Source organism: Caulobacter sp. 17J65-9 (assembly GCF_010975005.1).
Lineage (GTDB): Bacteria > Pseudomonadota > Alphaproteobacteria > Caulobacterales > Caulobacteraceae > 17J80-11.
Window position 1 is genome coordinate 1 of the sequence record NZ_JAAIVC010000030.1, and the last position, 19,443, is coordinate 19,443.

Here is a 19,443-nt window from a genome sequence, read left to right on the forward strand (position 1 = left end):
GGTGGAGACGGGGGCGTCCGACGTCGCGGCGGCGTCGAAGGACCGCCGGGTGTAGACCGGGGCGGCGGGCGTCGCGGCGGCGGCGTCGGGCGCGCGGGTGGCGACCGGGGCGTCCGAGGCCGCGGGATCGGCGAGGAAGAGGGCGAACGCGAGCAGGGTGACGACCATGCGGCGTGGATCCTTCTCAAAGCGCGCATAGCCGTGCGGGCGCGCGCCATGGCATCTTGCCCGAAGCGTCGGGAGACGCCAACTGGAACGGTCGAGCTGGGCCTGGGTTCCGCGGGGGCGGAGGCCATCGGAAGGCCGCATTCGTGGGGTGGGCTGAGGTCATGGGGTTCTGGAGCACGATCGCGCGCCTGGCCGTTCGTCGCGTCGACGCGGCGGAGTGCGCCGACTGTCCGCCCGGCCTGCCGGGCCAGGACCCGGCTTTCACCACCGCCGTGACCGCGCTGGGGGCCAAGCTGGCCAAGGCCGACGGCCGCGCCGACGCCGCCGAGTTCGCCGTCTTCGCCGAGGTGTTCCAGCCCGAAGCCGGGGCCGAGCGCGACGTGCGCCGGCTCTACAACCTCGCCCGCCAGACCACCCAGGGCTACGAGAGCTACGCGCGCCGGCTCGCCAAGCGCTACCGCAACTGCCCGCAGCTGCTGGAGGACGTGGTCGACGGCCTGTTCCACATCGCCGCCGCCGACGGGGTCGGCTCGCCCGAGGAGTTCGTCTACCTGGAGCGGGTGAGCGAGCTGTTCGGGGTTTCGCCCATGGTCTTCCGGCGCATCCGGGCCACCCACTTCGGCCTCGACGCCGACGATCCCTACGTGGTGCTGGGCGTGGCCCCCGACGTTTCCGACGCCGAGCTGCAGGCGGCCCGCCGGCGGCTGCTGGCCGAAACCCACCCCGACAAGGTGCGGGCGCGCGGCTTGCCCCACGAATTCGTCGAGGTCTTCACCGCCAAAGCGGCCGCCATCAACGCCGCCTTCGACGTCGCCATGGCCGAGCGCCGGCAGTTCGCCGGACAACTCGCCTAAGAGGCTGACTGCTCAGCCCGAACGTTCGCCTTTTCCATGCGTTCGGATTGACGGGAGGCGTTACGAGACCGACATAATTGCTGAGCGCCGGGAGGTGCTCGTGCGAGGTGAGCCATGGATACCACGACGCGTATCAGCCTGCGGAGCACGTTCGGTCCCGGACGGGTCGAGCGCGGCGATCCGGTGCGGCGGGGTCTGGCCTGGCTCGGCGGCCTGTTCGCGGCCGGTGCGGCTCTGACCATCGGCGCGGTGCTGGCGGTGTTCACGGCCGTCGCGGTTACGGTTTTCGCCCTGTTCGCCAGCGTGCTGGTCTTCCTGGCCGGCCTGGCCTTCCGCGCCCGTCGGATGACCTATGTCCGCGCCCGCGCCGCCGGCCCTGGCGGCACGGTTCTGGAAGCGCGCAAGGTGGGCCACTCCTGGGTGGCCTACGGCTGGGACCGTTCGGCCCGCTGATCCTCCGTTTTAGATTTTCGCCGTGTCCACCATCGAACTGATCGACGCGCCTTCGCCCAACTTCGACGAGCGGCGCGCGCCGCCGGACATGGTCGTCCTGCACTACACCGGCATGCGCTCGGGGCAGGAGGCGATCGACCGCCTGCGCGACCCCGCCGCCAAGGTCTCGGCCCACTACGTGGTCGAGGAGGACGGGCGCATCTTCCGGCTGGTGCCCGAGGAGCGGCGCGCCTGGCACGCCGGCAAGTCCTTCTGGAAGGGCGAGACCGACTGCAACGCCGCCTCCATCGGCGTGGAGATCGTCAATCCCGGCCATGAGTTCGGCTATCGCGCCTTCCCGGACGCCCAGATCGAGGCGGTGATCCGCCTGCTGGACGAGGTGCGCATCCGCTGGACCGTGCCCGACTGCCGCATCCTGGGCCATTCCGACGTCGCGCCGTCGCGCAAGGAAGATCCGGGCGAGTTGTTCCCCTGGAAGCGGCTGGCCGGGGCCGGCCACGGCCTGTGGTTCGAGCCGTCCCCCGCGCCCGGCCCCGCGCTCAAGGTCGGCGACAACGGCGTGGGCGTCTTCGCCCTGCAGGCCGGCCTGCACCGACTGGGCTACGAACCGCTGCCGTCGGGCGAATACGACCAGGAGACCGCGACCGTCGTCACCGCCTTCCAGCGCCACTGGCGTCCGGAGCGGGTCGACGGCGTCGCCGACGGCGAGACCCGCGCCCGCCTGATGGGCCTGCTGCAACTGGCCTCGGCGGAGTCGGTGACGGGCGTTCTGACTTAGTCAGAACCCTCTCCCCGGAACGGGGAGAGGGCAGGGTGAGGGGCCTCGCCGCTGCAAGCGGCGAGGATCGCGTCGCAGACGCGATCAGGCCAGTCGAACAGATCTTTATTGTCGAACCGGAGCACGCGCAGGCCGTCAGCTTCGAGCTGCTCGGTTCGCAACTGGTCCGCAGCCGAGTGCTCCAGCAGTTCGTGAATTCCACCATCCAGTTCGACCACCAGCTTCGCGTCGGCGCAGTAGAAGTCGACGATGAACCGCCCGCGCGGGACCTGACGCTTCCACTTCCAACCGCCGAGCCTGCGGTTGCGCAGCAGGTTCCACAGCAACGCCTCGGCGCGGGTCTGCCGCTCGCGGAGATCGCGCGCGAGGTCGGTCAGCGGCGTGGTCGGCATGGGCGGCCCCCTCACCCTGCCCTCTCCCCCGCGAAAGGGCGGGGGAGAGGGTTCGAAAAAGCATACCATCGTTGACGCTCGGCCCCGAAAAGCTCACTTAGCCCCCGGATCAGACGGCCGGGCGGTCGCGGTCGCCTTCGGGCGGTCGAGGAAAGTCCGGGCTCCACGGTGAAATGGCGGCGGGTAACGCCCGCCGGGGGCGACCCCAGGGATAGCGCCACAGAAAGCAAACTGCCCTCCCGAGATCTTCGGGTTTCGGCCGAGGGTGAGGGTGAAAGGGTGCGGTAAGAGCGCACCGCGGGCCTGGTGACAGGACCGGCATGGCAAGCCCCGCCAGGAGCAAGACCGAATAGGGACCGCGCGCCCGTCCTCGGACGGGCAGGGCTCGCCGGCCCGAGCGGTCCGGGTAGGTCGCGAGAACCGTCCGGCGACGGACGGTCCAGAGGAATGATCGTCGCCCCGGCTTCGGCCGGGGGCACAGAACCCGGCTTATAGGCCGTCTGATCCGCTTCGCCCTCCAGGGCGTCGTCTCCCGTTTTGTTAACTCTTCGCCGACGCTTCGAGGCGCGCGGACAGCCCCGCTGTTCCGCCTTCGTTCGCGCATTCCCGTTCTGAAACAGGGGTGTTCGCGCGGTTCCGGGACGGAAAATGTCAGCGAGTGTCATTGCCGCCCAATTCGTCCCATGTTAACCCATGGCCTTGGGTGTGGCAGGTGAAGGGCGGACCGTCTCGGTCCGTGGGCAAGCGGGCGTGTTTCTCTCGACCTTCGAGAAACAGCTGGATGCGAAGCGGCGCTTTGTGGTGCCGCAGGACTTCCGCGCGGCCGCCGCAGGCTCGTTCGACGGCGTGTTCTGCTTTCCCTCGATCGAAGCCGACTGCCTGGAAGGCGGCGGCAAGGCCCTGTTCGACCGCTACGCCGACCTGATCGAAGAGCTGCCGTTCGGCGACCCGCTGCGCACTTCGCTGGAGACGGTGGTTTACGGCGGCATGAACCAGCTCGCCTTCGACTCCGCCGGGCGCATCACCCTGCCCGAGAGCCTGTGCGAAGCCTTCGGCCTGACCGACTGGGTGGTCGTGGTCGGCCTGAAGGACCGCTTCCAGATCTGGAACCGCGACAGCTTCCGTGCCTGGCGCGAGGAGCAGCGCGCCGCCGCGCGCGCCGGCCTGGCCGACCTGCGCCAGCGCCAGCGCGCCGCCAAGACCGGGGGCGTGTGATGGACGCCCCGCACCTGTCCGTCCTGCTCGACGAGGTGGTCGAGGCGCTCGACCCCAAGCCCGGCGACGTGATCGTCGACGGCACCTTCGGGGCCGGCGGCTATTCGCGCGCCTTCCTGGCGCGCGGGGCCGAGGTTATCGGCTTCGACCGCGACCCCACGGTGCGCCCCCACGTCGCGGCGCTCGAGGCCGCCTATCCCGGCAAGTTCGCCTTTGTCGGGCGGCGATTCTCGGAAATGGCGGAAGAACTTGAAGGGCGCGCGCCCGTGCAGGGCGTGGCGCTGGACATCGGCGTTTCGTCCATGCAGCTGGACCAGGCCGAGCGCGGCTTCTCCTTCATGCGCGACGGTCCGCTGGACATGCGCATGGGCGACGAGGGCCCGTCGGCCGCCGACCTGGTCAACACCGAGGACGCGGCCGAGCTGGCGCGCATCTTCTGGGTCTACGGCGAGGAGCGGTCCTCGCGGCACATCGCCAACGTGCTGGTCCGCCGCCGCCAGGAGCAGCCGTTCGAGCGCACGCTCGACCTGGCCGACACTGTCGAGCGCGCGCTCGGCGGTCGCCGCGGCGCGCCGGTGCATCCGGCCACCCGCGTGTTCCAGGCCTTGCGCATCGCGGTCAACGACGAGCTCGGCGAGCTGGAGCGCGGCCTGGAGGCGGCCGAGCAGATCCTGGCCCCGGGCGGGCGTCTGGCGGTGGTCACCTTCCACTCGCTGGAAGACCGCATCGTGAAGTCCTTCCTGACCGAGCGCTCGGGCCGCCTGCCGGCCGGCTCGCGCCACCTGCCGCCCAGCGCCAAGGGGCCGGAGCCGACCTTCGAGCTGCTGTTCAAGGGCGCGCGCGAGTCCGGGCCTGACGAGCTGGCCGCCAACCCGCGCGCCCGCTCCGCCAAGCTGCGCGCCGCGCGGCGCACCGCCGTCCCGGCGAGGAGGGCCGCATGAGCAACCGCATCGAACGTCTGTTCGACCGTCGGGTCCGCGGCTTCCGCATCGTCGAGGTGGCCGCGCTGGGCTGCTTCGTCATGACCGTGTTCTTCGTCTACATGACCAAGGCCTCGGCCAACGAGGAGCGCACCCAGATCTCGCGCATCGAGCGCGACATCGACCACGAGCAGCGCAAGCTGAAACTGCTGCGCGCCGAGACCGCCCACCTGGAGCAGCCAGCCCGTATCGAGGTGCTGTCGCAGAGCTATCTCGGCCTGAAGCCGGTCGCCGCCAAGCGCGAGGCCCAGCCCGACGGGCTGGTCGAGATCGCGCGCAACGGCAACGCGCCGATCCGCGCCGTGGCCGCGCCGGCCGCCGAGGCCGGCGGCGCCGAAGTCGACGCCCTCGCAGGAGCCGCCGAACGATGAGGCCGCTCGACGCCCGCAACCACGCCCAGATCCCCAGCCTGCAGTGGCTGACCGACACGGTCTGGTCGGTGGAGCACGCCTTCGAGCGCGCCAAGGCCGAGGCCCGGCCGGAAGAAGACACGCGCGTGCGCATCTTCTTCGTGCTGGCGCTGTTCGCCTGCGCCTTCTTCGGCCTGTCGATCGGCGCCACCAAGGCGGCGCTGTTCTCCGGCGCCCGCGCCGGCGCCGGCGCCTGGGCGGCCAACGCCTCGACCCGCGCCGACGTGGTCGACCGCAACGGCCGCCTGCTGGCCACCGACCTGGTCCACTACCAGCTCTACGTCGACCCGAACGAGGTCTGGGACGAGGCCGACACTCGCCAGAAGATCGTCAAGGCGCTGCCGGAGGTCTCCTACGCGCGCCTGCAGAAGGCCCTGACCGGCGAGCGCCGCGTGTTCGTCATGGGCGGCCTGACGCCGCGCGACCGCGCCCGGGTGCACGACCTGGGCCTGCCGGGCGTGTCGTTCGAGGAAGAGGACCGCCGCGTCCACCCGCTGGGCCGCTCGGCCTCGCACCTGATCGGCTTCAGCGACACCGGCGGGCGCGGCCTGGCCGGGGTGGAGCGCTCGTTCGACCAGGCCATCCGCGACGCCGGCCGCCAGGGCGGCTCGGTGCCGCTGTCGATCGACCTGCGCGTCCAGGGCGCGCTGGAGAACGAGCTGCGCGCCGCCGCGATCGCCCAGAACGCCAACGGCGCGGTCGGCATCGTCACCAACGTGCACACCGGCGAGATCCTGGGCATGGCGTCGTGGCCCGACTACGACCCGAACGTGCCGGGCGGCGCCTCCGACAACGAGCGCCTGAACCGCGCCGCCGCGTCGGTCTACGAGATGGGCTCGACCTTCAAGGTGTTCACCGTGGCCATGGGCCTGGACACCGGCGCGGCCTCGCTGACCTCGACCTTCGACGCCGGCGCGCCGATGAAGATCGGCAGCCGCTCGATCCACGACTCCCACGCCGAGAACCGGGTGATGACGCTGGAGGAGGTGTTCATGCACTCCTCCAACATCGGCACCTCGAAGCTGGCCCTGACCATGGGCGGCGACACCATGGTCCGCTACTTCGACAGCCTCGGCCTGCTGGCCCCGGCCCCGGTCGAGCTGATCGAGTCCGCCCGCCCGATCGTGCCGCGCAAGTGGGACCAGAACACCGTCGCCTCGACCTCGTTCGGCCACGCCATCTCGGTCAGCCCGCTGGCCCTGACCGCGGCCATGGGCGCGATCGGCAACGGCGGCGAGTACGTGCCGCTGACCCTGAAGAAGCTGAAGCCGGACGAGCAGCCGCAGGGCCGCCAGGTCGTTTCGGGCGCCACCTCGCGCGCCATGCTGGACCTGATGCGCCTGAACGTGGTGCGCGGCACCGGCACCCACGCCAACGCGCCGGGCCTGCGGGTCGGCGGCAAGACCGGCTCGGCGGAAAAAGTCATCGGCGGCCGCTACGAGCGCTCGCGCCTGGTGTCGTCCTTCGCCGCCTTCTTCCCGACGGACGGCGCGCTCGAGGACGACCGCTACTTCGTGCTGATCCTGCTGGACGAGCCGAAGGGCAACGCCGAGACCTACGGCCTGCGCACCGGCGGCTGGACGGCCGCCCCGGTCGCCGGCCGGGTGATCGACCGCATCGCGCCGCTGCTGGGCGTCGACCGCCGCGCGGACCCGTGGACCACCGCCACCGGCGACAAGCTGCCGATCAGCGAGATCGAAAGCGGGGCCGGTCAGTGAGCGCGCGGCGGCTGTCCGACATCCTGCGCCGGGACCTGGCGGTCGATCCGCTGATCACCGGCGTCACGGCCGACAGCCGCAAGGTGGGCGAGGGCACGCTGTTCGTCGCCCTGCCGGGTACGCGCGCCGACGGCCGCCTCTTCATCCCCCAGGCCCTGGGCCAGGGCGCCGCCGCCGTGCTGGCGCCTGAAGACACGCCCGAAGGAGCCGCGCCGGTGCTGGTGCGCTCGGGCGACGTGCGCCGCGCCTATGCGCTGGCCGCGCGGGCCTTCTACGGCGACCAGCCGCGCACCTGCGTGGCGGTCACCGGCACCAACGGCAAGACCTCGGTCGCCACCTTCTGCCGCCAGATCTGGACCCGGCTGGGCCGTCACGCCGCCAGCATGGGCACTCTGGGCGTGGTCGCCGGCGAAGACACCGCCCTGACCGGCCCCGGCCTGACCAGCCCCGACGCCGCCGACGCCGCGCGCCTGACCGCCGAGCTGGCCCAGATGGGCGTCACCCACCTGGCGCTGGAGGCCTCCTCGCACGGGGTGGAGCAGCGCCGGCTGGACGGCCTCGCCTTGACCGCGGCCGGCTTCACCAACCTGACCCAGGACCACCTGGACTATCACGGCACCATGGAGGCCTACCGGGCCGCCAAGCTGCGCCTGTTCGAGGCCCTGCTGCCGCGCGGGCGCACCGCCGTGCTGAACGCCGACAGCGACGCCTACAACGCCTTCGCCGCCGCCGGCATCGTCGCCGGCCAGTCGATCTACTCGGTCGGCGAGCGCGGCCGGAACCTGTCGCTGGTCTCGCGCCGGCCGACGCCGGAGGGCCAGCGCCTGCAGATCGACGCCGACGGGCGGCTCTACGACATCCTGCTGCCGCTGGCCGGCGGCTTCCAGGCCTCGAACGCCCTGGTCGCCGCGGGCCTTTGCGTGGCCTCGGGCGAGAAGGTCGAGGACGTGCTGGGCGCGCTGGAACGCCTGCAGGGCGCGCGCGGCCGGCTGGAGCATGTCGGGTCGAGCCGCAGCGGCGGCGAGGCCTATGTCGACTACGCCCACACCCCCGACGGCCTGGAGACCGTGCTGAAGGCGCTGCGCCCGCACACCTCGGGCCAGCTGATCGTGGTGTTCGGCTGCGGCGGCGACCGCGACCGCGGCAAGCGCCCGATCATGGGCGAGATCGCCCAGCGCCTGGCCGACGTGGCCATCCTGACCGACGACAACCCCCGCTCCGAAGACCCCGGCGCCATCCGCGCCGAGGTGAAGAAGGGCGCGCCCAAGGCGGTCGAAGTGGGCGATCGCCGCACCGCGATCCGCGAGGCGGTGGGCGCCCTGCGACAAGGAGACGTCCTCGTTGTCGCCGGAAAAGGCCACGAGCAGGGTCAAATTGTCGGCGAAACCGTCTATCCCTTCGACGACGCGACCGAGATCGCGCGCGCCTTGAAGGGGGAGCCTGCATGACCGCCCAGCCGCTGTGGACGGCCGACGAAGTGCTTGAGGCCACCGGCGGCCAGCTGGACGGGCAGGGTTTCGAAGCCCAGGGCGTCACCTTCGACAGCCGCGAAGTCGAGCCCGGCGACATCTTCGTCGCCCTGGCCGGCGAGCGCGACGGCCATGACTTCGCAGCCATGGCGTTCGAGAAGGGCGCCGCCGCGGCCATCGTCTCCCGCCCGGTCGAGGGCGGCTCGACCATCCTGGTCCCCGACACCCTGAAGGCGCTGGAAGCGCTGGGCGCCTACGCCCGCGACCGCGCCCCGCAGGTGCGCCGCGGCGCCGTCACCGGCTCGGTCGGCAAGACCAGCGTGACCCAGGCGATCCGCGCGGGCCTGGCCCTGGCCGGCCCGGCCCACAGCTCGATCAAGTCGTTCAACAACCACATCGGCGTGCCCCTGACGCTCGCCCGCATGCCGCGTGACGTGGAACGCGCCGTGTTCGAGATCGGCATGAACCACGCCGACGAGATCCGGCCGCTGTCGAAGATGGTGCAGCCGCACGCCGCCTGCGTGACCACGGTCGGCCCGGTGCACACCGAGACCTTCCCGGACGGCGAGGCGGGCGTGGCCCGCGCCAAGGCGGAGATCTTCGAAGGCCTCGGCCCCGGCGGCGTGGCCATCGTCAACGCCGACAACGCCTGGTTCGACATGCTCAAGCAGTCGGCCCTGCACGTCGGCGCGCGGGTCATGACCTTCGGCGTCGACGAGACCGCCGACGCCTGCCTGCTGGACTTCAAGGCCTTCGACGGCGGCGCGCGGGTGCGCGCCCGCGTATGGGGCCACGAGCACGACTTCACCCTGCGCCAGTCGGGTCACCACTGGGGCCTGAACAGCATGGCCGTCCTGCTGATGCTGGACGCGCTGGACGTCTCCGTGGAGACGGGGATCGCCGCCCTGTCCGAGTTCGAGCCGCTGGCCGGCCGCGGGCAGGAGAAGCGCGTGCGCGTCGAGGGCGGCGTCTTCACCCTGGTGGACGAGAGCTACAACGCCAACCCGCTGTCCATGCGCGCGGCCTTCCGCAGCCTGGGCGTGCGCGAGGTGGGCGAGGGCCGTCGCATCGTCGTCGCCACCGACATGCTGGAGCTCGGGACCGAGGCCGCCGACCACCACGCGTCGCTCGCCGGGCCGCTGGCCGAAGCGAACGTGGACCTGGTGTTCTGCGCCGGCCCGAACATGAAGCACCTGTGGAACGCCCTGCCGGAAAGCCGGCGCGGCGCCTGGGCCGAGACGGCCGCAGAGCTCGCCCCCAAGGTCGTCGAGGCCGTTAAGGCCGGCGACGTGGTGGTCGTGAAAGGATCCAACGGTTCGCGCGCCGGCCTGGTGGCCAGGGCGCTGGCGAACGTCGAAGTCGCCGGGCGGGAGATGGCCTGATGTTTTATCTGCTGTACGAGCAGTACTCCGGGCTGGCCGACGCCTGGCCGCTGATCAACCTGCTGAAGTACCTGACGGTCCGCGTCGGGCTGGCGCTGGTCACGGCCTGGATCGTGGCCGTGGCCATGGGCTCGCGCTTCATCAATTACATGCGCGCCCGCCAGGGCAAGGGCCAGCCGATCCGCACCGACGGGCCGGAAAGCCACCTGCTGACCAAGAAGGGCACGCCCACCATGGGCGGCCTGATGATCCTGGCCGGCGTGCTGGTCTCCACCCTGCTGTGGGCGGACCTGACCAACATCCAGGTCTGGGTCGTGCTGCTGGTCACCTCCAGCTACGGCGTGCTCGGCTTCATGGACGACTACGCCAAGGTCACGAAACAGACCTCGGCCGGCCTGACCAGCCTGCAGAAGCTGTTCTTCCAGTTCCTGATCGCCTTCGTGGCGGTGGCCAGCCTGATCCTGCTGGCCCCGGCCTCGCCCTCGTCGCCGGGCCTCGAGACCTCGGTGGCCTTCCCGTTCGTGAAGACCTTCCTGGTCAACCTGGGCTGGTTCTACATCGCCTTCGGGGCGATCGTGATCGCCGGCTTCTCCAACGCGGTGAACCTGACCGACGGCCTGGACGGCCTGGCCATCGTGCCGGTGATGATGGCCGCCGCCGCCTTCGGCATCATCAGCTACCTAGTCGGCAACTTCGTCTTCGCCAACTACCTGCAGGTCCACTTCGTCCCGGGCTCGGGCGAGCTGGCGGTGATCTGCGCCTCGCTGATCGGCGCGGGCATGGGCTTCCTCTGGTACAACGCTCCGCCGGCCAAGATCTTCATGGGCGACACCGGTTCGCTGGCCCTGGGCGGCGCGCTCGGCGCCATGGCCGTGGCCACCAAGCACGAGCTGGTGCTGGTGCTGGTCGGCGGCCTGTTCGTGGCCGAGGCGCTCTCGGTCATGATCCAGGTCGGCTACTTCAAGCTGACCAAGAAGCGCGTCTTCCTGATGGCCCCGATCCACCACCACTTCGAGAAGCTGGGCTGGCCGGAGTCGACCGTGGTGATCCGCTTCTGGATCGTCTCGGCCATGATGGCGCTGATCGGCCTGGCCACGCTCAAGATCCGGTAGAGCCAGTGATCCCCGTCCGTGGTTTCGAGGGCCGGCGTGTCGCCGTGTTCGGGCTCGGTCGCACCGGGCTGACGGCGGCGCGCGCCCTCAAGGCGGGCGGCGCCGAGCCGGTGCTCTGGGACGAGAAGGCCCCCGCGCGCGAGCAGGCGGCCGCCGAAGGCTTTGCGGTCGAGGACCTGAAGACGGCCGACTGGTCGTCCTTCGCCGCCTTCCTCCTGTCGCCCGGCGTGCCCCTGACCCATCCCACGCCCCACTGGACGGTCGAGAAGGCGAAGGCCGCCGGCGTCGAGATCGTCGGCGACATGGAGCTGTACGCCCGCACCGTGGCGCTGGCCCCGGCCCACAAGCGGCCCAAGACCGTCGCCATCACCGGCACCAACGGCAAGTCCACGACCACCGCCCTGATCGGCTGGGTGCTGAAGCAGGCCGGGCGCGACGCGCGCATCGGCGGCAACATCGGCGTGGGCGTGCTGGGCCTGGAGGACATGCACGCCGGCGCGGTCTACGTGCTGGAGACCTCGTCCTACCAGCTGGACCTGACCTCGACCTTCAAGCCGGACGTGTCGGTCCTGCTCAACCTGTCGCCCGACCATCTGGACCGCCACGGCGGCATGGACGGCTATGTCGACGCCAAGCGCCGGATCTTCCAGAGCCAGGCCGCGGGAGACAGCGCTGTCATCGGCGTCGACGATCCCTGGTGCCGCCAGATCTGCACCGAGCTGATGGCCGCGGGCGGCCGCACCGTGCGCCCCATCTCCGCCGGGACGACGGTCGGCCGCGGCGTCTATGCGCTGGGCGGCGTGCTCTACGACGCCACCGGCCACTCGGCCGTCGAGGTCGCCGACCTGACCCGCGCGCGTTCGCTGCCGGGCCGTCACAACTGGCAGAACGCGGCCGCCGCCTACGCCGCCGTGCGCGCGCTGGACCTCTCGGTCGAAGAAGCGGTCGAAGGCCTGATGAGCTTCCCGGGCCTGGCGCACCGGATGGAGGAGGTGGGACGCCTCGGGCGGGTCCGCTTCATCAACGATTCCAAGGCCACCAACGCCGACGCCGCGCGTCAGGCCATGTCCAGCTATCCCAAGTTCTGGTGGATCGCCGGCGGCCGGGCCAAGGAGGGCGGCATCGACGATCTGGCCGACCTCTTCGGCCGCGTCGAGCGCGCCTACCTGGTGGGCGAGTCCGCTCCGGACTTCGCCGGCACGCTCAACGACCACGCGCCCTGGACCATCAGCGGCGACATCGAAAGCGCCGTGATGCAGGCCTACGCCGACGCGGCTTCCGCGGGCGAAGAGGCCGTGGTGCTGCTGTCGCCGGCCTGCGCCTCCTTCGACCAGTTCGCCGACTTCGAGCAGCGCGGCGAAGCCTTCCGCTCGGCCGTGCTCGGCCTGGGCGCCGCCCCCGCTGAAGGAACCCGCGCGTGAGCGGCCACTACAGCCACACCTTCCAGCGCACCGACCGCTCGGCGCTGGCCGTCTGGTTCTGGACGGTCGACCGCTACCTGCTGGGCGCCATCGGCATCCTGATCTTCGTCGGCGTGGCCCTGTCCTTCGCGTCGAGCCCCGCCGCCGCGCACCGCATCGGCATGTCGCATCCGTTCCACTTCGCCCTGCGCCAGGCGATCTTCGCCACCATCGCGACGGGGATCCTGGTCGGGACGTCGATGATGTCGCCCAAGGGCGTGCGCCGGGTGGCCGTGGTGATCTACGCGCTCGCCATCATCAGCATGCTGTCGCTGCCCTTCGTCGGCCACGCCGCCAAGGGCGCCACGCGCTGGATCCAGCTCGGGCCGTTCAGCCTGCAGCCGTCGGAATTCCTCAAGCCCGCCCTGATCACGCTGGCCGCCTGGATGTTCGCCGAAGGCCAGAGAGGCGAGGGCGTGCCCGGCGTGTCGATCGCCTTCGGCTTGTACCTGACCGCCGTGGCCCTGTTGCTGATCCAGCCGGACATCGGCCAGACCGTGCTGATCACCGTGGCCTTCATGGCCGCCTTCTTCATGGCCGGCGTGCCGGTGAAGTGGATCCTGGGCTTAGGGACCATCGCCGTCGGCGGCCTGGTCTCGACCTACTTCCTGTTCGACCACGTGGCCGCGCGCGTTCAGAAGTTCCTGTCGCCGGACAAGGCCGACACCCACCAGATCGACCGCGCCTCGGAAGCCATCGCGGCGGGTGGCCTGTTCGGCCGCGGCCCGGGCGAGGGCGTCATGAAGCGCCACGTGCCCGACCTGCACACCGACTTCATCTACTCGGTCGGCGCCGAGGAGTTCGGCCTGATCTTCTCGTTGTTCCTGATCGGCCTGTTCGGCTTTATCGTGGTGCGCGGCCTGTACAAGGCGATGCGCCTGTCCGACCCGTTCGAGCAGGTGGCCGCGGCCGGCCTGTTCGTGCTGTTCGCCCAGCAGGCCATCATCAACGTGGCCGTGAACCTGAACCTGATCCCCACCAAGGGCATGACCCTGCCCTTCATCTCCTACGGCGGCTCCTCCATGCTGGCCATGGGACTGACGCTCGGTCTGGCGCTGGCGCTGACCCGCCGGCGGCCGGGCGCCTACTCCCACGCCGAGGGCCTCTCCAGCGCAGGCGCATTCTCGTGACCCGAACCTCCAAGATCGCGGTCGTCGCCGCCGGCGGCACCGGCGGCCACATGTTCCCGGCCGAAGCCCTGGCCCGCGAGCTGATCGAACGCGGCTGGCGCGTCGTGCTGGCCACCGACAGCCGCGGCGACCAGTACGCCCACGCCTTCCCGGCCGAGAAGCGCATCGCGCTGAACGCGGCGACCTACAAGCCGGGCGATCCCGTAGGCATGGTCCGCGCCGGGCTGAAGATCGCCCAGGGCGTCATGCAGGCCCGCACCGCCTTCAAGCGCATCGATCCGGCCGTGGTCGTGGGCTTCGGCGGCTATCCGTCGGTGCCGGCCCTGGTGGCGGCGCGCCAGCAGAAGCGCCCGACCATCATTCACGAGCAGAATGCGGTGCTGGGCCGCTCCAACCGCGCGCTGGCCGCCAAGGTCTCGGCGGTGGCCTGCGCCTTCCCGATTCTGGAGAAGGCCTCGCCGGCGGTGAAGGCCAAGGTCGAGGTCGTCGGCAACCCGGTCCGCCCGGACATCCGCGCGCTGTACGACCGGCCCTACGCGGCCCCGACCGACCGCATCCGCCTGCTGGTCACCGGCGGCAGCCAGGGCGCGCGCCTGCTGTCCGAAACCGTGCCGGCCGCCATCGCCCAGCTGGCCGAGCCGATCCGCAACCGCCTGAAGGTCGACCAGCAGACCCGCCCGGAGTCGCTGGACACGGCGCGCGCCATCTATGCCGACGCCGCTGTCGAAGCTCACGTCGCCCCCTTCTTCCGGGAAATGGCCCAGCGCCTGGAGCAGGCCCACCTGGTGATCGGCCGCTCCGGCGCCTCGACCTGCTGCGAGCTGGCGGTGGCCGGCCTGCCCTCGGTGCTGGTGCCGCTGAAGATCGCCGCCGACGACCACCAGACCTACAACGCCAAACTGCTCTCCGACGCCGGCGCCGCCGCCGTGCTGTCCGAGGACGAGCTGACCGTCGACAGCCTGGCCAACCTGCTGCAGCGCCTGCTGTCCGACCCCGAAGGCCTGGTCCGCCGCGCCGCCGCCGCTCGCTCGGTGGCCGTGCCCGACGCCGCCCAGAAGCTGGCCGACCTCGTGGAGCGCGTGGTCGGGTGAGGCTCATCTCCTCCCCTGCGAAGCGGGGGAGGGGGACCACGCGTAGCGTGGTGGAGGGGGTGAGTCGGCGCAGGACGTATCTCCGCTGAGGGCAGCCGGAGTGGGACTGTTCAATGTCCGCTTTCCACCCAAAGCAGATATTCAGCAGGCCCTACAATTCACCGGGGACGCGTCGCGGCCGTCGGCGAGCGCCGGTACCCCCTTTAGCCGGGGCGGCCCACTAAAGCCCGACGAAGTGACATCAACCGCTCTCCGAACCACTGCAGGTTCAGCCTCATATGCAGCGTGGTTGGGTCCGTCTCATCGAACTCGATTGGGCCAGTTGAACCATGCTGCAGACCAACAAAGACGCCGATCGGCTTACCCTTCACCGTCGTGATGAAATTCACGACCTGCCAGTCTGCTTGGAGCGACTGCTGCAGGTGCCCGCGTGCCGGCCCGGAATCGTCGAGCGCACGGACAGCGTGCCAATCTTCCCTTAGGACCTTTATCGCGCCCTGTGCTTGCCCCAACTCAAGGGCGCGGAGGTACAGTTCTCCCTCCGAGTAGTCTTGCTTTACTGCCAATATCCGATCCGCTAGCGCGAATTCGCCAGGGATTGCGATTTCGACAGGGACGAACACGTTTAAAATATTGCTCAGCTTCTGAAACCTGCGGCCATCGAAGAACGCGATCTCATAGGCCCCGCCGTAGAATTTTTTTAGACCTTCACCGTTTGACACCTCCTCCCCCAGCAGTGCCCCGCAAATGCAAAGTCCCGTGGATATCGCCATGCCACCGCGCGAGACTTCACCCGCCGCAACCATCTGCTCCATTCGCCCCAGGAGTGATTTAAGATCATGCTCACCCGAACCTGCAATGTGAATAGTCTGAACGGATGAGGTATCGGCCCGCAATGCTCCCAAACCAAAGGTGCCGATAACATTATTTTCAGCATCGTAGTGAGCGCCGACGACTGACACGCGCGCGAGATAGGCAGCATCCAGGGTGCTGAAAAACTCGTTCAATGCACTCAATGAAACGTTGGCGTTTCCGAAGCGCTCCTTCAAAGCCAACGCGATCTCTGTCGCAACGCCTCCGCTACCCGCAAAAGCGACTGCCAGATGGTCGCCGACGAGCATCAACTTCTGTGCCAAGCCCGCGAGCACGGTGCCGTCGCTCGAAACAGGAACGGACTCAGCCGTTGCTCCGGTCGGAACCCCCACGTCGGGCTTCGGAACCCCTTGATGTGAAACGACGAGATCAGCCACTACGATTGGGGCATTGTCCCGTCTGAGCGCTGCAACGAGCGTCATGTGAGAGCTTTCCGATCCGATTGCGGTGCGAACAGGTGGCACTCTACCGTGACGGTAGCCGATCCGATCACAGGTGAAGGCAAACTCGTCTAGCTGTACGTTCGCTTTCCCCCAAAGCAGACATTTGCGGTTCGCCCTCGACCACGCTTCGTGTGGTCCGCCTTCCCTGCGGCGCTTCGCTTGCAAGGGGAGGAGAGGGGCAGACGCGACCACGGGCAGCAAATCTGGTGCGGCCGGCCTAGCTGGCCGAGCGGCGGCGGGCTGCACTCGGCCGGGCGCCCGCCTACTTCGGCGGAACCTGCGCCAGCACGGACCGACCCGGCTCGGCTTGGTCGATGCGCCAGCCCGGCGCGAGCTCCAGGGTCCAGCCTGGTCCTGAAATTCGGTCCGGCGTCTGGGCGGTCGGGGCGGCGACCGTGAGGCTGCCCCAGCCGTCGTCGATCAGCGCGCCTTTCTCCGCCTGTAGCACGCCCCAGCGGTCCGCCACGCGCAGGGTCGGATAGACCGTGCCCTCCGGCGGCAGCGGGAAGAGGTTCTGCGGATTGAAGGAGATGTTCATCTCCTTCAGCGGCAGGCGAAGCGTCGGGCCGGTCACCAGCGCCGCGTGCCAGGCGGACGCCTGTTGCTGGTGCAGTTCGTGCCGGCGGGCCTCGTCGGCAGCCACCTCTTCGTAGGCGTAGCGCCGGCGCGCCTCTTCGATCGGGCTGGGCTGCACGCCGGCGGCCTGGGCGAGCAGGCGTCCGAGGTCGCGAGGCTCCGTCGCGCCGCGCAGCCGGACACGCCAGCTGGGGTCAGTCCGGTCCAGCAGCAGGCCGTAGGCCGGGCCCGACGTGTAGGCGAAGCTGCGGACGAACGACTCCGCGTGCTCGGCGGCGCTCAGCTGCTCGACCGCCGTGGCCGCGGGGTCGCGCCGTCCGCTGAGGACCGCGCCGGTGTATTCCGCCAGCCCTTCGTTGAGCTCGAGCTGGTTTTCGAGATCGGCCGCGTCGCTCGCCAGGCCGCGTCGCTGCTGGCGGAAGGCGAGGGCGTCGGCGACGGCCTGTTTGCGCGAGGCCTCGTCCGGGGCGGCGAGGGCGGCGGCCAGCGCGCGCCACTCCATCCGCAACCAGGTGCGCCCTTCCGGCGTGGCCAGATGCGCCGGCGCGGGAGACGCGGCGGCGAAGCCCAGCGTCTTCTGGATGCGGTGCCAGGCCTCGTGCATCAGCAGGGCCGCGCGGGCGTGCTCGTCCTGCGGCAGCGGCGCCAAGACCATGGTCCAGGTGATCCCGTCGAACGCGACGGCGGTGTTGGCCGCGCCGATCTCCGGCGGCAGCGTGCCCACGAACAGCCCGCCGGCCGGGCGAAGGGCGCCTCCGGTTCCGGCCTGGCTGGCGACGATCTCCCGCGTCTTCGGGTCGACCAGCATCAGCGGACCGCAGAGCGTTTCGCCCCAGAGCCGTCCGCCGTCGGCCCGGCAAAGCGCGTCGAACTGCGCGATCGCCTCGGCCGCGCCGTTCGGCGGCGAAGCCTGGGCGACCGCCTGGCCGGAGCACAGCGTGGTCGCGATCGCCGCCCAGAGCCAGATCCGTCGCATGCGTGTCGAAACCTTTGTTCCCTGCGCATTTAGCTCGGCGGTGCGCGCCTTCGCCAGCCCGGCGCGGGGACGTCGGCCGAGGGCGGGCGCCATCGCTCGCGCGGTGCTGGCTTGACTATATTTCGACATTTAGCTAAATGTCGATGCGTTGACTTCGCAAAGCTCCACCACCCGTCGGCCGGCGCCTTCGCCCCGGCCGGGCGCCCTCGTGCGCCTGATCCAGAGAGGACGACCCGCCATGTTCCGCCGCCTGACCGAGTCCGCGTCCCGAACCCGTCCGCTGCTCGCCGCCGGCCTCGCCCTGTGCCTCGCGGCCTTCGGCGGGAGCGCCGGCGCGCAGGCGCCCGCCACGACGCCCGAGCCGGCCCTGTGGGTCGTCCGCGACGCGGACACCACCATCTACCTGTTCGGGACCATGCACCTGCTGCGCGCCTCGACCCAGTGGCGCAGCGCCAAGGTGGACGCGGCCCTCGACGGCGCGTCCAGGCTGGTGATGGAGGTCGCTGACCCGGACGACACCGCCGAGGTGGCGCCGCTGGTGCGCCAATACGGCCTCTCGCCCGACCGGCCGCTGTCCAGCCTGCTCGACGCCAAGGAGACGGCGACGCTCGACGCGGCCGCCCGCACCATCGGCGTTTCGGCGGCGCAGCTGGACGGCCTGCGTCCGTGGCTGGCCGCCATCACCCTGGCCGGCGCGCCGGTGATCAAGGCCGGGTTCGACCCGAACTCCGGGGCTGAGCGCGTGCTGCGCGCCCGCGCCGCGGCCCTGGGGCTGCCGGTCGCCGGGCTGGAGACGCCGGCCGAGCAGATCCGCATCTTCTCGGGCTTTCCGGAGGCGGGCCAGCTGAGCTTCCTGCGCCGGACCCTGAACGAGTTCGAGGCCCCCACGGCGCGTACCGACGCCCTGATCCAGGCCTGGGCTGCGGGCGACCTGCCCTCGGTCGAGGCGCTGGCTGTAGCCCCGCTGCGGCAGGAGAGCGAGGTGCTGTACCAGACCCTGCTGGTGAAGCGGAACGAGAACTGGACGGGCCAGATCCACGCCATGCTGGACCAGCCCGGCACGGTGTTCGTCGCCGTCGGCGTGATGCACCTGGTGGGGCCGGACAGCGTGCCGGCCATGCTGAGCGCCGAGGGCGTGGACGTGCGCCGGCAGTGAGCGCCCGCTAACCCACGCTCGCCCGCGCGACGTCGCACTCTTCGCAACCCGCCGCCGGGCCGTGCAGGAAGGCCAGCGGCTCGGCCCGCAGCCGCTCGACGGCGATCCGGACCACGTCCTGCGCCCGCATCAGCCGGGCGTGGGCGTGGCCGACCGGGCCCTCCGCCTGCAGGCCCTCGACCTCCAGCCACTCGTCCATCCGGGCGAAGCCTTCGCAGCAGTGGTCGGGCTCGCGGTAGTCGACCGGCTTCGGCTGCCCGTCCCGCAGGACGGTGAAGCGCCGCGGCACGCCGTAGGGGACGCGCGCGACGGCCTCGGCCAGGTGCAGGGTGGTGTTGGCGTCGTGCCCCACGCCCAGCAGCAGCACCTGGCCGTCCAGGTCGTGGACCCGCCCGATCGGGCTGTCGGGGCCGTGCGGCGGGATCGGCGGCGGCCCGCGGGTGATCGCCTCGGCCAGCGGCCCGAGCGCGGCGCAGGCGGCGTAGTGGCGGCTGCGGACCACGCCGGGCAGCGTGCGGAAGAGCTCCGGCGTGGCGCCGAGATCGCTGCCCGCGGGCGTCGTGTCGGGATCGAACGGGTCGTCGTCGCGGTCGGTGAAGGACGGCAGCACCAGCGTCCCCTCCGGCCCCAGCGCCAGGCGCAGCCCCTCGATCAGGCCGGCGGGGCCGCCCTCGACCGGGCGCACCTGCCGAAAGGCGGTGTGGACCAGCAGCACGCCGCCCTTGCGCACGCCCAGGGCGGCGAGCTGGTCGGCGATCTCGGACGGGCGGAAGGTGCGGCCGGGCATGCCTGCTTTCGTCGGGGCCG

At 70.8% G+C, this 19,443-nt stretch carries 18 protein-coding genes and 1 other RNA gene; 15 read left to right on the forward strand and 4 right to left on the reverse strand.

Going from position 1 to position 19,443, the window contains the following annotated elements; all coding sequences use genetic code 11:
* Positions 1-329 precede the first annotated feature (329 nt).
* The 3 genes from G3573_RS07200 (at position 330) to G3573_RS07210 (ending at position 2,253) form a co-directional block, all read left to right on the forward strand.
* Positions 330-1,022 carry a molecular chaperone DjiA gene (locus G3573_RS07200; RefSeq protein ID WP_163260430.1) on the forward strand — a complete coding sequence of 231 codons (693 nt, stop codon included), beginning with the start codon at positions 330-332 and terminating at the stop codon, positions 1,020-1,022.
* A 114-nt stretch (positions 1,023-1,136) separates the two neighbouring features.
* Complete coding sequence (locus G3573_RS07205) at positions 1,137-1,475, forward strand: hypothetical protein (RefSeq protein WP_240454568.1); 339 nt, start codon at positions 1,137-1,139, stop codon at positions 1,473-1,475.
* 88 nt (positions 1,476-1,563) lie between these two features.
* Entirely contained in the window at positions 1,564-2,253 is a 690-nt protein-coding gene (locus tag G3573_RS07210) for an N-acetylmuramoyl-L-alanine amidase (protein WP_163260432.1), read from the forward strand.
* On the opposite strand, the gene G3573_RS07215 is transcribed toward G3573_RS07210, so the two are convergent.
* The gene (locus G3573_RS07215) at positions 2,250-2,645 is read right to left on the reverse strand and encodes a DUF559 domain-containing protein (protein ID WP_163260408.1); all 396 of its coding nucleotides are present in this window, start codon (positions 2,643-2,645) and stop codon (positions 2,250-2,252) included. The two genes, G3573_RS07210 and G3573_RS07215, sit on opposite strands and share 4 nt — an antisense overlap.
* Positions 2,646-2,754: 109 nt before the next feature.
* Between G3573_RS07215 and rnpB the strand changes: the two genes are divergently transcribed.
* From rnpB to murG, 11 genes are all read left to right on the forward strand, one after another.
* An RNA gene (gene rnpB / locus G3573_RS07220) (RNase P RNA component class A) lies at positions 2,755-3,153 on the forward strand.
* Between the two features lie 242 nt (positions 3,154-3,395).
* On the forward strand, positions 3,396-3,860 hold the full coding sequence (locus G3573_RS07225) for a division/cell wall cluster transcriptional repressor MraZ (RefSeq protein ID WP_163260409.1): 465 nt from the start codon (positions 3,396-3,398) through the stop codon (positions 3,858-3,860).
* Positions 3,857-4,801 (forward strand): 16S rRNA (cytosine(1402)-N(4))-methyltransferase RsmH, encoded by a 945-nt coding sequence (rsmH, locus tag G3573_RS07230; protein ID WP_163260410.1) that lies wholly within the window; start codon positions 3,857-3,859, stop codon positions 4,799-4,801. Before G3573_RS07225 ends, rsmH begins: the two co-directional genes overlap by 4 nt.
* The gene (locus G3573_RS07235) at positions 4,798-5,211 is read left to right on the forward strand and encodes a cell division protein (RefSeq protein WP_163260411.1); all 414 of its coding nucleotides are present in this window, start codon (positions 4,798-4,800) and stop codon (positions 5,209-5,211) included. The genes rsmH and G3573_RS07235 overlap by 4 nt, the downstream gene beginning before the upstream one ends.
* Positions 5,208-6,968, forward strand: coding sequence for a penicillin-binding protein 2 (locus G3573_RS07240; protein WP_163260412.1), 1,761 nt, complete (start codon positions 5,208-5,210; stop codon positions 6,966-6,968). Before G3573_RS07235 ends, G3573_RS07240 begins: the two co-directional genes overlap by 4 nt.
* Positions 6,965-8,416: a UDP-N-acetylmuramoyl-L-alanyl-D-glutamate--2,6-diaminopimelate ligase gene (locus G3573_RS07245; RefSeq protein ID WP_163260413.1), complete on the forward strand. Its 1,452-nt coding sequence runs from the start codon at positions 6,965-6,967 to the stop codon at positions 8,414-8,416. Before G3573_RS07240 ends, G3573_RS07245 begins: the two co-directional genes overlap by 4 nt.
* Positions 8,413-9,819: a UDP-N-acetylmuramoyl-tripeptide--D-alanyl-D-alanine ligase gene (gene murF, locus G3573_RS07250; protein ID WP_163260414.1), complete on the forward strand. Its 1,407-nt coding sequence runs from the start codon at positions 8,413-8,415 to the stop codon at positions 9,817-9,819. Before G3573_RS07245 ends, murF begins: the two co-directional genes overlap by 4 nt.
* Positions 9,819-10,931, forward strand: a complete 1,113-nt coding sequence (gene mraY / locus G3573_RS07255; RefSeq protein ID WP_163260415.1) for a phospho-N-acetylmuramoyl-pentapeptide-transferase — start codon at positions 9,819-9,821, stop codon at positions 10,929-10,931. Before murF ends, mraY begins: the two co-directional genes overlap by 1 nt.
* Before the next feature lie 5 nt (positions 10,932-10,936).
* Positions 10,937-12,352: a UDP-N-acetylmuramoyl-L-alanine--D-glutamate ligase gene (gene murD / locus G3573_RS07260; protein ID WP_163260416.1), complete on the forward strand. Its 1,416-nt coding sequence runs from the start codon at positions 10,937-10,939 to the stop codon at positions 12,350-12,352.
* The gene (ftsW, locus tag G3573_RS07265; protein WP_163260417.1) at positions 12,349-13,521 is read left to right on the forward strand and encodes a putative lipid II flippase FtsW; all 1,173 of its coding nucleotides are present in this window, start codon (positions 12,349-12,351) and stop codon (positions 13,519-13,521) included. Before murD ends, ftsW begins: the two co-directional genes overlap by 4 nt.
* Complete coding sequence (gene murG / locus G3573_RS07270; RefSeq protein ID WP_346427354.1) at positions 13,518-14,612, forward strand: undecaprenyldiphospho-muramoylpentapeptide beta-N-acetylglucosaminyltransferase; 1,095 nt, start codon at positions 13,518-13,520, stop codon at positions 14,610-14,612. Before ftsW ends, murG begins: the two co-directional genes overlap by 4 nt.
* Positions 14,613-14,815: 203 nt before the next feature.
* Here the strand turns inward: murG and G3573_RS07275 are convergent, their stop codons facing one another.
* Positions 14,816-15,907 carry a hypothetical protein gene (locus tag G3573_RS07275; RefSeq protein ID WP_163260418.1) on the reverse strand — a complete coding sequence of 364 codons (1,092 nt, stop codon included), beginning with the start codon at positions 15,905-15,907 and terminating at the stop codon, positions 14,816-14,818.
* Between the two features lie 283 nt (positions 15,908-16,190).
* Positions 16,191-17,480: a hypothetical protein gene (locus G3573_RS07280; protein ID WP_163260419.1), complete on the reverse strand. Its 1,290-nt coding sequence runs from the start codon at positions 17,478-17,480 to the stop codon at positions 16,191-16,193.
* A 238-nt stretch (positions 17,481-17,718) separates the two neighbouring features.
* Between G3573_RS07280 and G3573_RS07285 the strand changes: the two genes are divergently transcribed.
* The gene (locus G3573_RS07285; protein WP_163260420.1) at positions 17,719-18,636 is read left to right on the forward strand and encodes a TraB/GumN family protein; all 918 of its coding nucleotides are present in this window, start codon (positions 17,719-17,721) and stop codon (positions 18,634-18,636) included.
* A gap of 7 nt (positions 18,637-18,643) precedes the next feature.
* On the opposite strand, the gene G3573_RS07290 is transcribed toward G3573_RS07285, so the two are convergent.
* Entirely contained in the window at positions 18,644-19,423 is a 780-nt protein-coding gene (locus G3573_RS07290) for an AAC(3) family N-acetyltransferase (protein ID WP_163260421.1), read from the reverse strand.
* Positions 19,424-19,443 lie beyond the last annotated feature (20 nt).

Coding starts and splice junctions, on each gene's coding strand:
- G3573_RS07200 (WP_163260430.1), top strand. CDS start 330: ATGGGGTTCTGGAGCACGATCGCGCGCCTGGCCGTTCGTCGCGTCGAC.
- G3573_RS07205 (WP_240454568.1), top strand. CDS start 1,137: ATGGATACCACGACGCGTATCAGCCTGCGGAGCACGTTCGGTCCCGGA.
- G3573_RS07210 (WP_163260432.1), top strand. CDS start 1,564: ATGGTCGTCCTGCACTACACCGGCATGCGCTCGGGGCAGGAGGCGATC.
- G3573_RS07215 (WP_163260408.1), bottom strand. CDS start 2,645: ATGCCGACCACGCCGCTGACCGACCTCGCGCGCGATCTCCGCGAGCGG.
- G3573_RS07235 (WP_163260411.1), top strand. CDS start 4,798: ATGAGCAACCGCATCGAACGTCTGTTCGACCGTCGGGTCCGCGGCTTC.
- G3573_RS07240 (WP_163260412.1), top strand. CDS start 5,208: ATGAGGCCGCTCGACGCCCGCAACCACGCCCAGATCCCCAGCCTGCAG.
- murF (WP_163260414.1), top strand. CDS start 8,413: ATGACCGCCCAGCCGCTGTGGACGGCCGACGAAGTGCTTGAGGCCACC.
- mraY (WP_163260415.1), top strand. CDS start 9,819: ATGTTTTATCTGCTGTACGAGCAGTACTCCGGGCTGGCCGACGCCTGG.
- G3573_RS07275 (WP_163260418.1), bottom strand. CDS start 15,907: ATGACGCTCGTTGCAGCGCTCAGACGGGACAATGCCCCAATCGTAGTG.
- G3573_RS07280 (WP_163260419.1), bottom strand. CDS start 17,480: ATGCGACGGATCTGGCTCTGGGCGGCGATCGCGACCACGCTGTGCTCC.
- G3573_RS07285 (WP_163260420.1), top strand. CDS start 17,719: ATGTTCCGCCGCCTGACCGAGTCCGCGTCCCGAACCCGTCCGCTGCTC.
- G3573_RS07290 (WP_163260421.1), bottom strand. CDS start 19,423: ATGCCCGGCCGCACCTTCCGCCCGTCCGAGATCGCCGACCAGCTCGCC.